The sequence below is a fragment of the Streptomyces sp. NPDC025784 genome, assembly GCF_055558435.1.
This window is the reverse complement of record NZ_JBVHMN010000006.1, coordinates 170,616-182,728: the sequence shown is the minus strand read 5'-3', so window position 1 is coordinate 182,728 and position 12,113 is coordinate 170,616. Positions and strand designations below refer to the sequence as shown.

The window sequence follows — 12,113 nt, the reverse complement described above, 5'->3', positions numbered from 1 at the left end:
AGGGATCACCGTCCCGCTCGTGCTGTGTCAGGTGCCGCGGCGCTGCTCCTGGACCGCCTTCATGAGGTCCTCGATCGCGGACTGGGTGTCGCGGTCGTGCCGCTCGTCGATCGCTTTGAGCGCGGCGGCCGCGGCCTCGCGAATGTGGTGGGGAAGCCCGTCGGCGGCCGTGAGTTGGTAGGCGGCCTTGCGTCGCGCCCTGCGCTCGGCGGCGTCCACCGCGTCGGGACCGGAGAGCGGAAAGACGGAGGCGCTGTACGCGGATATCCCCAGCACCATCATGTCGGCGATGCCGTCCGCGTACCCGAGGGCGGCGGCCTTCCCCTGGCCTTCGCGCATGGTTGCCACGATGCGACGGCGGGACAGGGCCGTTCCCACGGCGGCGCCGCCTCCCAGGGAAAGGCCGCAGGTGACGGCGAGGAACGGCCCGCCCCAGGCGAGGCCGGTGAATCCCCCGAGGACCGCGAGCGCGACCGTCCATGCGGCGGCGGTCCGGGAGCTGATGTGCTCGGGCGTGGTGTCCATGGGAGCAGTGTGTCAGGAGGGACGGACAGCACCGGTGCGGGGCGAGCCTTGGTCGTGCGACAGCCGCGAGACCGTCCGCCGGATGTGCTCATGGGGAGGGAAAGACGAGCCGCAGGACGATCTCGCCGTCGTCGATCTCCCCGGTGGGCTCGAACCCGAACTTCTTGTAGAAGGGCCACGGTTCGCCCTCGCCGGGATCGTAGCTGGTCAGCAGCTCGGTGGCGCCGTCGGCGCGCACCAGGGCGGCGATCTGGGTGAGCGTCTCCCGGCCGATCCCTCGCCGCTGGTGCCGCTTGTCGACGAGGAGGCGCCAGATGAAGTGTCGCCCTTGATAAGGACCGGCCGGCGGCTTCCACGACAGCATCACGAAGCCGACCGGCTCGTCGCCGACGTACATGGCGCGGTACCAGGGATTGGTCTCCGGCTTCTTCGCCGCCTCCTTGAGCGACTTGGACACGGATGCGACGAACTGCTTCTGGCGGCTTCGGACGCGGAGGGCACGGACGGCGTCCCGGTTGTCGTCGGTGATCTCCCGCAGTTGCACGGCTGGGGACTTCATGTCACACCCTTTCCTGCACCCGGCGGCTGAGCCATCCGGCCCGACGCGAAGAGCCGCCGCCGTGCGGCCATGCACGCGATATCAGGGACATCAGCTTGGACGTCTCCGCAGCGTATGGGACGCAGCGGATCCGGAGCGGGACTGGCGCGCCGAGCTGTGACCGGGCCGAGGCAGCTGCTCGAACCTGGGCGCAGACTCCGAGACCCGCGAGGACGGGCCCGTCGGGGGCACTGGGGGATCGGGCGCCAGAAGATCTCCTTGAGGATGTCAACCTCGCATCCCTGCCCGGCCGCGAGGCGGGACATGACCCTCAGAGCAGGGCGGCGGATGGACCGTTGACGTCAGGCGTCGCACCCTGATCTGCTGCCTGGATCACCGTGGAGAACGACGCAGCGCACGCAGATGCCGAGCAGGGAGCTAAGGCCATGACGAGCTCGCCGCACGCACCGGGCCCGCCGACCGCCGTGGTCGTACAGAACACCAGGAGCGGCGGTCCTGGCCGAGTCGGGGCCTGGCTGGGTCAGGCGGGAATCGGCCTGGAAGTGCTGCGTCCCTACGAGGGGGAGGCCCTGCCCCGGACTCTCGACGGCAGGCCGCTTCTCGTGCTCGGCGGCGGCTTCCTCCCGGACGACGACGAGCGCGCGCCGTGGCTCCCCGCCACCCGCCGCCTCGTCGCGCAGGCGCTGGGCGACGGCACGCCCGTCCTCGGTATCTGCCTCGGTGGCCAATTGCTCGCACAGGTCGCGGGCGGCAGCGTACGGGCGCGTCACGGGCAGCCCGAGTTCGGGAGCACGCAGATCCGGCTGCGTCCCGAAGCCGCCGACGATCCGCTGTTGTACGGGCTCGGCGCGACCGTTCCGGCCATCGAGCGGCACGTCGACGCGATCTCCGAACTCCCGCCGGGTGCCTCCTGGTTGGCGTCCAGCGCGGCCTGCCGTTACCAGGCGTTCAGGGTCGGGGCGGGTGCCTGGGGTGTGCAGTTCCACCCGGAGGCGGAGGCCGAGCGGATCGCCGGTTGGGACCGGGAGCAGCTGGCCCGTCAGGGCTTCGACAGGGACCGGCTGCACGAGGAGGCCGTGGCCGAGGAGGGCGCGGCGGTCGCGGCGTGGTCGGTGTTCACGCGGAGGTTCGCCGAGGTGTGCGCGAGACTGCCGTGACCGGCTGCGGGGATGGTGGCCGGCGGCCCGGCGTCGCCACCAGGTTGATGCCGAACGGCGGTCACCACCGCCGAGACCTGGACGCGGCTCCTGTGACGCACGCGATGGCTGCCGGCTTCGCTTCAGTGGCTCGGGCCCCTCCTGGCTGTGCGGGTTGTGCGATGTCGCGACCGTCACCAGGGCCGGAGGTGCCGCTATGTCGATGAAGGCATACGGCGCAGCTGTCGAGCTCGGCCGGCAGCCCTTGCCGTGCACCGTGCGATCGGCCACCGACTCGGCGAGGCCCGCACCCTCGGCGCACTCGCGCGCCTATCGGGAGACCGACGGCGCCGGCGCCCAAACCCGGACGACGCCCCGGTGTGGAGGCTCCTCGAAGAGGCGGCCGGAAGGCCGTCGGCGGAACACTCAGGTGCGCTGGGCATTCCGCAGGCGAGTGACCTGCTTCTCTATCAACTCGAACGGGAAGGACGCCGGTCGGTTCACGTTCACTGCGGAGAATGTCGCCATGGTGCTACCCACTCGGACTACGACGTACTGATCGGTGCGTACCCGGCCGTCGATGGGGTTTTCGATGCGGAAGCTCACGGCTTGGTCGCCTACGTGGGGCGGGCTGCCGGGGGTCAGTTTCGAGTGATACTTCCCTACGAAGCCGGTCCCGGTGAAGGATGTGCACGACTTCAGCCCGTCGCGGAGCCGGCCGAAGGCGTGCTCGGCGTCCTCACCCTTGTAGGCAGCGAGCGTGGAGCCTCCCGGATATATGTCGCCTTTCCAGTTGAAGATCTGGTCCACGACGGCGGGTGCGTTCTCGCCGCGGCTGATGTCGAGTATTCGCTGGCAGTCCGGATCCGAGACGGGAGGGAAGGCGTCGGTATCGGCAGTGTCGTCGCGGACCGTGACATCGATCGCACCCTCCCACGCCTGCGGCACTTCGCCGTCGTGGAAGGTGAGGGCTTTGAGGTCCGCCGTACTCAAGGTACGAGCGGCATGGGCGGATGCCTTTGCCCGTGCGGTCCGGGCCGGGCCGCCCGAATCCTCATGCGTGCCGCATCCGCTGACGCCCAATACCAGCGCGCATGCCCCCACCATGGCGGTGACACCCGATCTGGCCGCCGACAGTGCCCCCGTGCGCATCCAGCCCCCTCTTTGAAACGAGGGGCAGAGGATAGCTCCGGGACCCGTGGGGCCACCAGAGGCGATCTTGAGCCTGACCAGGGGACCGTATTCGGCCACGCGGAAGCTTCTGCATCCCGGCTGCCCGCGGGCGCTCCGATGGCCTGGATGCATATCGGTGGAGGCCGGCGGGGGCATTCTTGTGGTGGTCGTCGCCCTGCGGCCGGGGAAGACAAGAGTCAGTCGAGGGTGAGGCGGCGTCCCCATGCGCTGCTCCAGCCGCCTCGCCAAACCGCCAGCCCAGCGTAGGTGAAAATGCATCCGACGCCGACGCCCCATTCGTCGCCCTCGTAGCGGACGTCGGGGTCGCAGAGGGCGGCGCGCATCTCGTCGAGGGACATCACCGTGAAGGCGTCGCTGTCTTCGTCGGGGTAGTGCTGGACCTCGATCCAGCCTTCGCGGACGAAGGGCAGCAGCGGGGCGAGTTGCCGGTCCACCCAGGCAAGGCGTTCGTGAATGTCCAGGTCGTCCGGCGGATCCTCCCAGATCCCGAACGCGCCCGTGAGCATGCCGCTGGCCTCGGCGGCACCGACCACACCGGTCCAGCGCAGTGCCACACCGTAGTTCTGCACCACCTCGGCCAGGGAGTACTCCGATATTGCTCGACGCATGAGCGTCTGTTCAGCGATGGTCAGGGAGTCCCAGGAGCGCATGCTCTCACTGTGAGCGGACCGAGCGACAACTGAATGACTTCGATCAACGGCCCCGGCAATCGGCCCATGAAACGGCTCACGGCTGTCGACCGGGACACCGACGTGACGAGCCTCGCACCGACCCCAGGGCCTCGTGGCCGCGACCCCGTCACACCGGCGAAGCACCGAAGCCGCCCCCAAATCCCGCGGCGGACGCACTCCTGGTCTGCCTGGATGGGGCAGGGAAGGCCATGGGCGTGGGTCATCGGCTGCGGGTATAAGTGATGGTGTCCCCGTTGTCGCTGGTGCGGCGCAGGGCTTTGTCGCTTGTGAGGGTCAGGGTCGAGGCCTTGCCCGGCGAGCAGGAGGCCGCCGGAGTGCCGGAGGTGAGGGTGCTCGGGCCGAGTTCAAGGCGGTCGCCGTTGCTGGGTGCGGCGGACAGAGGGGCTGTGAACACGCAGTGGTAGGTGTCGCCGGTGGTGGGTCCGTCGGCGACGAGGATCAGTACGTCGTCGCCGACGCGGCCCTGTTTGATGACAAGTGATCTGGTGTTCTTGCCGACGGCGTCGGTGATGGTGGCCGTCCAGCTGCCGAGGTAGCCCGCTGGCACGACACCGCTCACCACGGGAGTGGGGGTCGGGTCGTCGCTGCCTACCGAGTGTGAGGCTGTCTGCTGGTGGAGAAGAGGGCGCAGCTGGTAGCCGAATGCGGTGAAGGCGATGGCGAGGACGGCGGCCACCGCGGCCAGCGCCAAGATGTGGCGCGGCCGTTGCTCACGCTGATGAGATGGGGTACCGCTCGTCCCGATAACGACGGGTGATGCGGGATCGAAAATGACGGTCACCCGAGCCGATGGGTCCGGTCGTGGGCCGCGTTGGTGCGGTGGCCGATCGTCGGGGGCCGTGCCCTTCTCGGCGTGCGGTGTGCGTGCTGTGACGGTGGACAGGCGCAGGGCCTCGTGGGCGGGGCGGCGGACTTCCCAACGCCTCGACGGTTTGGGGGAGGTGCCGACGGGCTGGTAAGAGCGGATGCCGATGACGGCGGCTGTGACCCGGCGGGCGAGAGAGAGCTCAAGGGCCGGTGTCAGGACGGTGGTTCGGGCGGGATGCAGGGTGGCGCCGAGGGTGGCCGCGGCGGCCCGGCGCAGCAGCCTGGGCCGGCTCATCCGGTGCCGTCCTGGTCCGTGGCCGTCCCGCGCGCACTGCCCGGCGACGGGGAAGAACGCGACGGCTGCGGGCTGTTGGCCGACGGCGGAGTGGGCGTGTCGGCGGTGCGCTGCGCCGACGTGGTCCGTGGTGTGTTGGCCAGGGTCGGAGCGCCGGCCGTTGTGTCCGTCGGCAGCGTGGCGTTCGCGGCTTCCGGGGCAGCGCCTTCCCCCAGGACCGCCCCGGCCAGACGGGAGTTCTTGAGCTGGACGAGGACCAAAGGAGCCGAAGCGCCTGCGGCAAACACTGCGAAGCCGCCGCTGACCTGTCCCGATGTCCCCAGCAGCCCAGCCACCAGAGCTCCCAGCAGGGCATGTACCACAGCTGCGATGGACTCGCCCCCCACGTCGTAGAAGGCCTTGAACGAGGGCGGTCCTTCCGCGCCAGGGTCGGGCGCCAGCCGGTACTGCTGACGCCCACTGAGCCATTCGGTCATGCAGTCGTAGGCGTGCATGATCCCGCGCACCGCTCCGCCTGCGGCGCCGAGCAGCAGCAGTGTTGCAGTGTCCACGGTGTCCTAGCCCATACAGGAAGAGGCCAGCAATTGCGCCGCAAAGCCTACAGACCCGGCAACCGTGACGCGGTGCGTTCACCGAACACGCTCCGTTTCCCCCTCCGTCATGGCGGGCTCGAACGGACCGAGTCGCGGCGCCTGAGCGCTCGGCCTATGCTCCTGCTCCACGGTGGATCAGGTTCCGCTGTTGTGCGAGGGGGACCCGTGGCCGCGGCAGGATCAATCCCGAATGTGACCGACGAGCGTCTGTGCCGGCTCATCCTTCGGGACGAACTCCTCCAGAGCAGCGGCAGGTTGCGCCTTCTCGGGTGGAAGGCCGACGGAGCAGTCGAGCACCGGAAGTGTGTCTGACGTCCTCGGCTCACGGCTCCCGGATGTCTGACGTGTCCTGCATGACGGCATCCGCGGCGGCATAGAGGAACTCCAGGAGCTTGCCGTATGCCTCGCCGTGCGCTCGTTCCGACTCCGCCCCGTGCTGTGGCGTTTCTGTCCCATGGTCAACCGCGTGCAACCAGTCCATGACCGCGCTGAAATCCGACGCCAAGGCGCCACTCGCCGCCTGCGCTGCCGCCAGGGCGCCACTTGCCGCCTGTGCCTCGGCCTGGGCGCCGCTTGCCGTCGGCGCCGCGCCGGCCGTCCGGCTGGGGCCTTCGACATAAATGACGTGCAGAAGACGGTTGAGGTGGCGGTGCAGTGCACGTGCTTCATTCCAGAGGCGGCGTGCTGCCTGACGGCGCTCTTCGCGTTCTTCGGGAGGGTCGCTTGCCGCGATGCCTCCGAGTTTGATGGCTGCCTCGGCCAATGTCCCATGTACTTGACTCCAGCCCTCGGCAAAGGCCAGGTAGGCACTCTTGCGCGATTCGCGAAGTCCGCGAGTCCGTTCAGCATCCAATTGAAGGCGGGCTTGCCCCAACTGCGTCTCGGACTGGATCTTGGCCTGTTGCTCCGCTTTCCTTCCGGTGATCCACGCGGATGCCGTAGCGCCGACTGCGCCTACGGCGGCGCCGATGACGCCACCGAGGAGTCCTGCAAGTCCTGCGTCCATGAGGTGATTGTGCTGGCCAGGTGGTGCGCGTTACCAGTGGGGCGCGACAGTTGTGACTGGCTGCTCAACTCGGTTGCAAAGGACGTGTGTTGCTGACATCGGCAGCGTCGGCGACCCGGTCGCCGCGGTCCGGAGCAAGTGGCGATGAGCCGGATCGGTGGGGTCGACGCCAGTGAGTTTGATGTGCTCGAGGCGCCCAACTGGATTCGCATGATCTCGCGCCCGGTCAGTGGCAGACCGGCGAGCGGAGTCTGACGTGAGGTGGCTTCAGAGAGGGCTTCACGCACTGTCGCCGGTCTCTCGGGCCTGGCGGGAGCGGATGAGTTCGAGGCCGATCGGCACGAGCGAGACCACGACGATCACGGCGATGATGGGCAGGAGGTAGCGGTCGACGTTGGGCACCGAGGCGCCCAGGCCGTAACCGGCGAGGACCAGGCCGACCGTCCACGCCAGCCCCCCGAAAACCTGCGCCAGGGTGAAGGTGCGTACCGGGACGGCCAGGATGCCGGCCAGGGGGTTCAGCACGGTGCGCACGATCGGCAGGAACCGGGCCAGCACGATCGCCTTGGCGTGACCGTACCGGTGGAGGATGTCCCCGGCGCGGTCGGCGCCTTCCTTGATCTTGCGGGACTTCGCGCGGGCCAGGAACGCCGGGCCTGCCTTACGGCCCAGCAGGTATCCGGTCTGTGCGCCTGCGAGGGCTCCGGTCGCCGCGGCGACGAGGACCCAGGGCAGAGACAGGTGACCGGGCTGCGTCGCCGAGCCTGCGCACAGCAGCCCGGCGGTGAACAGCAGCGAGTCGCCCGGCAGGAAGAAGCCGATGAGGAGACCGGTCTCGGCGAAGAGGACGACGGCGATGCCGAGGGTGCCGAAGGCGGCGAGCAACGACTGCGCGTCGAGAAGGTTCACGGCGAGGTGCACCTGAGATGCGGCTTGGTGTGCGAGCGTCATGGACGAGCCTCTTCGTGATGCCGGTAGGGGGCAGACGGACCGGAACGCTCTATGGCGTATTCGCTCCGCGCGCGTCTGTGTCTACAAGACAGTAGTCGGTCTACTTCACTGTAGACGATGGGGGAGCGGAGGCAGCCCTATGACAGACGCGGAGTGGGTGCGCCCGGACATCGTCCTGTGCGCGATCACCGTGCTGCCTACGTGTGCCGTGTGGAATGGAGACGGCTGGGACACGGCGCTCGGCAGCAGTCAGGATGCGTTCAGGTGCGCGGTGGCACGGTCACGCCCCATGACATATGAGACGTCGAATTCCTCGGCAACAGCCGGGGCGGGAAGCCCGGTTGCCCGGTCTTCCGGTCAGCGACTGCGTTGGAACAAGGCGCCCGAGGTCACGGTCTACTTCTGGGTGATCAAAGTACTGTGCACGACGGTCGGAGAGACCGCGGCAGACCTGTTGGCCGAGAAGGCCGGACTGGGCCTGACGGGTGTGTCGGTGCTGATGAGCGCGGTTGTGGCGGTGGTCCTGGTCGTCCAGTTCCGTAGGAAGGCCTACCGGGCGGGCGTGTACTGGGCGGCCGTTGCCCTGATCAGCGTCGTCGGTACGTTGATCAGCGACAACCTCACCGACAACATGGGCGTGCCCCTGGAGACCAGTACCACGGTGTTCGCCGTGATCCTCGCGGTGGTCTTCGCGGTCTGGTACCGACGTGAACGGACGCTGTCCATCCATCACATCGACACCACCAACCGTGAGGCCTTCTACTGGCTCGCCGTCCTGTTCACGTTCGCTCTGGGTACGGCGGCCGGTGACCTGGTCTCCGAGCGCATGGATCTCGGCTACTGGCTGTCCGCGGTGCTCTTCGCCCTGGCGATCGCCGCTGTGACCGTCGCGCACTTCGCGCTGGGCCTCCACGCGGTGTGGAGTTTCTGGATCGCCTACATCCTGACCCGCCCGCTCGGTGCCTCGATCGGTGACTACCTGTCCCAGCCGTCCGCGGGCGGAGGCCTGGGCTTGGGCACCGTGGTGACCAGCGTGCTGTTCCTGGCAGTGATCCTCGCACTGGTGGCGTACCTGGCCGTTTCCCGCAGGGACGTCACCGGTCGGGAGGCGGGAGCCCGGCAGGTGGCCTGAGTCTCCGGCAGGCATTCAGGCCGCGTTCAGGCTTGCTGTGCCACGGTCGACATGCCGGCTGCTCTCCGCGGTCGGCTCATCCGAGCGGAGCGCTCGCCCGTGTCTCTGGGCGGGCGCTCTGTCGTTCGGCACGATCAGGAGCATCACGTGGAGAAACCAGAGGTTCTCAACGGCGCCGACGCGGCGAGCATGTCGACCACTGCGGTGATGAAGAAGTTGCCAGAGGTCACACTGGCATTCTGGATCATGAAGATCGCCGCGACGACGCTCGGCGAGACAGCGGGCGACCTCTTCGCGCAGACCCTGAGACTCGGCTACTTCCTCACCACGATCGCACTGTTCGCGATCTTTGTGGTGACGCTGGTCGTTCAGCTGCGGTCTCGCCGCTACAACCCGTTCTTCTACTGGACCGTGATCCTGTCGACCAGCATGGCCGGCACCACGATGTCCGACTTCATGAACCGTGACGCCAGCGCCAGATACCTGTCCGGCGGCACCACTTCGCTCGGCTGGGGCCCGCAGGGCCTCGGCCTGGGCTACCCGGCCGGAGCAGCCGTCCTGATCTCGATCCTCCTGGCCGTCTTCTTCGCCTGGAAACTGAGCGGGATGACGTTCCAGATCCGTGACATCGTCAGTTTCCGCGGCGAGGCCCTGTTCTGGTCCGCGATCCTGGTGTCCAACACGCTCGGCACCTCGATGGGCGACTTCCTGTCCGACAGCTCCGGCCTCGGCTACGCAGGGGGCGCGCTGCTCGTGACCGGCGTACTCGCGCTGCTCCTCGCGCTGACGAAGGTGCCCACGGTGCCGAATGTGCTTCTGTTCTGGATTGCCTTCGTCCTCACCCGTCCTCTCGGTGCGACGGCGGGAGACTTTCTCACGAAGCCAGTTGCCAAGGGCGGTCTTGACCTCGGTACCGAGGGTTCGTCGGCCGTACTCGTTGCCGTCCTGTTCGGCCTGGTGGTCTTTGCCCAGGCGCAGGAGCGCAGGGGCAGCGCCGCGTCGGCCACGGAACGGGGGCAGGTCAGCCGCCGCCGGGCAGGCTGACCGTGAATCTGGCCCCGGACGCGTAGGTGGCGTCGTACATGACCTCGCCGCCGACGGCACGGGCCAGGCGCCGCGCGAGCGGAAGTCCCAGCCCCGCCCCGTCGTGTCCGTCATCGGCGTCGGCACGGTGCCCAGGCCGGAACAGCTCGCCGACGAACGCCTCCGGCACGCCCGGACCGTCGTCGACGACGTCGATGGCCACTGCGCCGGGCAAGGTCCGCGCGGACACGGTCACGGTGGACTCGGCGTAGCGGGCGGCATTGGCCAGCAAGGGACTGAGGATCCGTTCGAGCAGAGCGGGCGCGACCGCCACCCGCGGAACCGGATCCTCGGTCTCCAACGTGGTCTTCAGCCGCCATGGAGCCTCCGCGTCCTGGAGCAGGCGCCGCAGGACGGGTACGACGTCGGTGGTGCCGGGAACCGTCGCCGGGTTCAGGGCACTCTGGCGGGCGTCGTCGAGCAGCGTGTCGCAGATCGTGCGCATGGACTGTGCGGCCTCGGCCATCACCGTATGGGCCGCGCGGACCTCCACGGCGGAGCGGGGCCGGGCCCGTAGCCAGTCGAGCTCGATGACGATCCGGGTGAGCGGGGTGCGCAGCTCGTGGGACAACTCCCCGGTCAGCTGCTGCTCGTGCCGCAGTACGGTGCGTATGCGGTCCAGGAGTGCGTCCAGTGAGGCGCCCAGATCGGTGAGTTCGACCGGTTGGTGCGCGGCGCCGAAACGATCGTCCGAGCCCACGGCGCTCCACTGGGCGGCCTGGTCGGTCATGGTCCGTACGGGGCGCAGGGCCCGGCCGACGGACAGACGGGTGAGCACGTACGTACAGCCGAGCATCACGGCGTCCAGGACCAGGGAGCCCAGCAGCAGAGTGTCGGCGGAACTCCGGTACGGGCCGAGGTCCAGGGCGGTGACGACGGCGGCAGCATGGTGGCCGGCCACGGTCAGGGCGCACAGCCGGACGGGCTGACGGTCCTGGACCGTCGCGCAGGCGTACTGGCGTTGCGCGGCCAGCCGGTCCGCGGCCTCGGTCAGGAGATTGTCGGCCGAGGCAGCGGGCGGCTTCTCCAGCAGCCGCCCGCTCGCGTAGACCCATACGTTCGAGTCGAGGAGCCGGTCGTCGGCGGCCTCCAGGACCCGCACCCGGCTGCCGCTGGTGTCGACGGTGGCGGCCACCGCGTCCGCCCGGGTGTGCAGTTCGCTGTCCGCCTGGTGTTGCAGGTGCCGGTCCATCACCACGTTGAACACCACGGTCAGGACCGTCATCAGCAGCGCGGCGGTGGTCAGTGCCACGAGGGAGAGACGGCCACGCAGGGTGCGGGGGACCGGACGGCGCAAGGGTCCGCTCATGACAGACGGTGTCCGATCCCGCGGGCGGTGCCGAGGCTCAGGCCGCTGCCTGCCTCGCGCAGCTTGCGGCGCAGCCGGGTCAGGTACTGGTCCAGGGTGTTGTCACTGACCTGTGCGCCGTCCGGCCAGCCGGCCCGGACCAGGTCGATACGGCGCACGATCGCACCGTCCGCGGCGACGAGCGTGGCCAGGACCCGGAATTCGGTCGGGGACAAGGCGACCGGCGCGCCGTGAGCCGTCACGGTGTGGTCCACGGCATCCAGGACCAGGTCACCGGTCACGGCCATGGACCGTGGAACGGATCTTTTCAGCGCGGCTCTCAGCCGGGCAGCCAGTTCGGCGAGGTGGAAGGGCTTGGGCAGGTAGTCGTCGCCCCCGGCGGAGAACCCGGACAGCCGGTCGGTGAGCTGGTGGCGGGCGGTCAGGAAGATCACGGGGCCCGGGAAGCCGTTGGCTCGCATGGCCTGGCACACGTCCCGGCCGTCTGCGTCGGGCAGTCCGATGTCCAGGACTGCAGCCGAGACGGCAGGGGTCGCCAGCCGCAGGGCCATCGCCCCGTCGGGGGCGAGCACGGGATCGAAGTCGTCGGACAGCCCGCGGCGCAGCGCGTCCCGCAGCGCGTGGTCGTCCTCAACGATCAGGATCTTGGAGCGCACGGCGGTCTCCCTCGGCCGGGCGGGGAGTCGTGCCCGCGATGAACGATCCGGGCAGCCACCGGGGCCGACGCGTGCCCATGGCCGGCCGCACCGCCGTCGCTCGGCGCGGAGCCCTCAGGGTCACCGACATGATCAGCAACCCGGTGGTGAAGGCTCCTGTGATGTTGTGGCCCGC

At 69.1% G+C, this 12,113-nt stretch carries 13 protein-coding genes; 3 read left to right on the top strand and 10 right to left on the bottom strand.

Annotation, left to right across the window (positions count from 1 at the left end):
* Positions 1-27: 27 nt before the first annotated feature.
* Positions 28-525 carry a hypothetical protein gene (locus ACZ4IF_RS16210; RefSeq protein ID WP_467563342.1) on the bottom strand — a complete coding sequence of 166 codons (498 nt, stop codon included), beginning with the start codon at positions 523-525 and terminating at the stop codon, positions 28-30.
* Positions 526-613: 88 nt separating this feature from the next.
* Positions 614-1,084, bottom strand: coding sequence for a GNAT family N-acetyltransferase (locus ACZ4IF_RS16205; protein WP_467563340.1), 471 nt, complete (start codon positions 1,082-1,084; stop codon positions 614-616).
* Positions 1,085-1,509: 425 nt separating this feature from the next.
* Here ACZ4IF_RS16205 and ACZ4IF_RS16200 point away from each other — a divergent pair, with 425 nt between their 5' ends.
* Positions 1,510-2,241, top strand: coding sequence for a type 1 glutamine amidotransferase (locus tag ACZ4IF_RS16200; RefSeq protein WP_467563339.1), 732 nt, complete (start codon positions 1,510-1,512; stop codon positions 2,239-2,241).
* Between the two features lie 405 nt (positions 2,242-2,646).
* Here the strand turns inward: ACZ4IF_RS16200 and ACZ4IF_RS16195 are convergent, their stop codons facing one another.
* The 6 genes from ACZ4IF_RS16195 to ACZ4IF_RS16170 all read right to left on the bottom strand — a co-directional run bounded on the left by ACZ4IF_RS16195 (position 2,647) and on the right by ACZ4IF_RS16170 (position 7,758).
* Positions 2,647-3,213 carry a hypothetical protein gene (locus tag ACZ4IF_RS16195; RefSeq protein WP_467563337.1) on the bottom strand — a complete coding sequence of 189 codons (567 nt, stop codon included), beginning with the start codon at positions 3,211-3,213 and terminating at the stop codon, positions 2,647-2,649.
* 377 nt (positions 3,214-3,590) lie between these two features.
* The gene (locus ACZ4IF_RS16190; protein WP_467563335.1) at positions 3,591-4,064 is read right to left on the bottom strand and encodes a hypothetical protein; all 474 of its coding nucleotides are present in this window, start codon (positions 4,062-4,064) and stop codon (positions 3,591-3,593) included.
* Between the two features lie 241 nt (positions 4,065-4,305).
* Positions 4,306-4,797 carry a serine-threonine protein kinase gene (locus ACZ4IF_RS16185; RefSeq protein WP_467563333.1) on the bottom strand — a complete coding sequence of 164 codons (492 nt, stop codon included), beginning with the start codon at positions 4,795-4,797 and terminating at the stop codon, positions 4,306-4,308.
* 407 nt (positions 4,798-5,204) lie between these two features.
* Positions 5,205-5,759 (bottom strand): hypothetical protein, encoded by a 555-nt coding sequence (locus ACZ4IF_RS16180; RefSeq protein WP_467563331.1) that lies wholly within the window; start codon positions 5,757-5,759, stop codon positions 5,205-5,207.
* Between the two features lie 364 nt (positions 5,760-6,123).
* Positions 6,124-6,807 (bottom strand): hypothetical protein, encoded by a 684-nt coding sequence (locus ACZ4IF_RS16175; protein ID WP_467563329.1) that lies wholly within the window; start codon positions 6,805-6,807, stop codon positions 6,124-6,126.
* A 279-nt stretch (positions 6,808-7,086) separates the two neighbouring features.
* A complete protein-coding gene (locus ACZ4IF_RS16170) occupies positions 7,087-7,758 on the bottom strand; it encodes a DedA family protein (RefSeq protein WP_467563327.1) in 672 nt (223 codons plus the stop codon).
* Positions 7,759-8,047: 289 nt separating this feature from the next.
* Between ACZ4IF_RS16170 and ACZ4IF_RS16165 the strand changes: the two genes are divergently transcribed.
* Both ACZ4IF_RS16165 and ACZ4IF_RS16160 read left to right on the top strand, forming a co-directional pair.
* Positions 8,048-8,890: a COG4705 family protein gene (locus ACZ4IF_RS16165; protein WP_467563325.1), complete on the top strand. Its 843-nt coding sequence runs from the start codon at positions 8,048-8,050 to the stop codon at positions 8,888-8,890.
* Between the two features lie 99 nt (positions 8,891-8,989).
* Positions 8,990-9,934, top strand: coding sequence for a COG4705 family protein (locus ACZ4IF_RS16160; RefSeq protein ID WP_467563323.1), 945 nt, complete (start codon positions 8,990-8,992; stop codon positions 9,932-9,934).
* Here ACZ4IF_RS16160 and ACZ4IF_RS16155 read toward each other — a convergent pair.
* Together ACZ4IF_RS16155 and ACZ4IF_RS16150 are read right to left on the bottom strand one after the other, a co-directional pair.
* The gene (locus tag ACZ4IF_RS16155; protein ID WP_467563321.1) at positions 9,912-11,282 is read right to left on the bottom strand and encodes a sensor histidine kinase; all 1,371 of its coding nucleotides are present in this window, start codon (positions 11,280-11,282) and stop codon (positions 9,912-9,914) included. The two genes, ACZ4IF_RS16160 and ACZ4IF_RS16155, sit on opposite strands and share 23 nt — an antisense overlap.
* On the bottom strand, positions 11,279-11,938 hold the full coding sequence (locus ACZ4IF_RS16150; RefSeq protein WP_467563319.1) for a response regulator transcription factor: 660 nt from the start codon (positions 11,936-11,938) through the stop codon (positions 11,279-11,281). The genes ACZ4IF_RS16155 and ACZ4IF_RS16150 overlap by 4 nt, the downstream gene beginning before the upstream one ends.
* Positions 11,939-12,113 lie beyond the last annotated feature (175 nt).

What these genes read in the sequence shown, in the direction of transcription:
- ACZ4IF_RS16210 (WP_467563342.1), bottom strand. Translation starts at nt 525, where the DNA reads ATGGACACCACGCCCGAGCACATCAGCTCCCGGACCGCCGCCGCATGG.
- ACZ4IF_RS16205 (WP_467563340.1), bottom strand. Translation starts at nt 1,084, where the DNA reads ATGAAGTCCCCAGCCGTGCAACTGCGGGAGATCACCGACGACAACCGG.
- ACZ4IF_RS16200 (WP_467563339.1), top strand. Translation starts at nt 1,510, where the DNA reads ATGACGAGCTCGCCGCACGCACCGGGCCCGCCGACCGCCGTGGTCGTA.
- ACZ4IF_RS16190 (WP_467563335.1), bottom strand. Translation starts at nt 4,064, where the DNA reads ATGCGCTCCTGGGACTCCCTGACCATCGCTGAACAGACGCTCATGCGT.
- ACZ4IF_RS16175 (WP_467563329.1), bottom strand. Translation starts at nt 6,807, where the DNA reads ATGGACGCAGGACTTGCAGGACTCCTCGGTGGCGTCATCGGCGCCGCC.
- ACZ4IF_RS16170 (WP_467563327.1), bottom strand. Translation starts at nt 7,758, where the DNA reads ATGACGCTCGCACACCAAGCCGCATCTCAGGTGCACCTCGCCGTGAAC.
- ACZ4IF_RS16165 (WP_467563325.1), top strand. Translation starts at nt 8,048, where the DNA reads ATGACATATGAGACGTCGAATTCCTCGGCAACAGCCGGGGCGGGAAGC.
- ACZ4IF_RS16155 (WP_467563321.1), bottom strand. Translation starts at nt 11,282, where the DNA reads ATGAGCGGACCCTTGCGCCGTCCGGTCCCCCGCACCCTGCGTGGCCGT.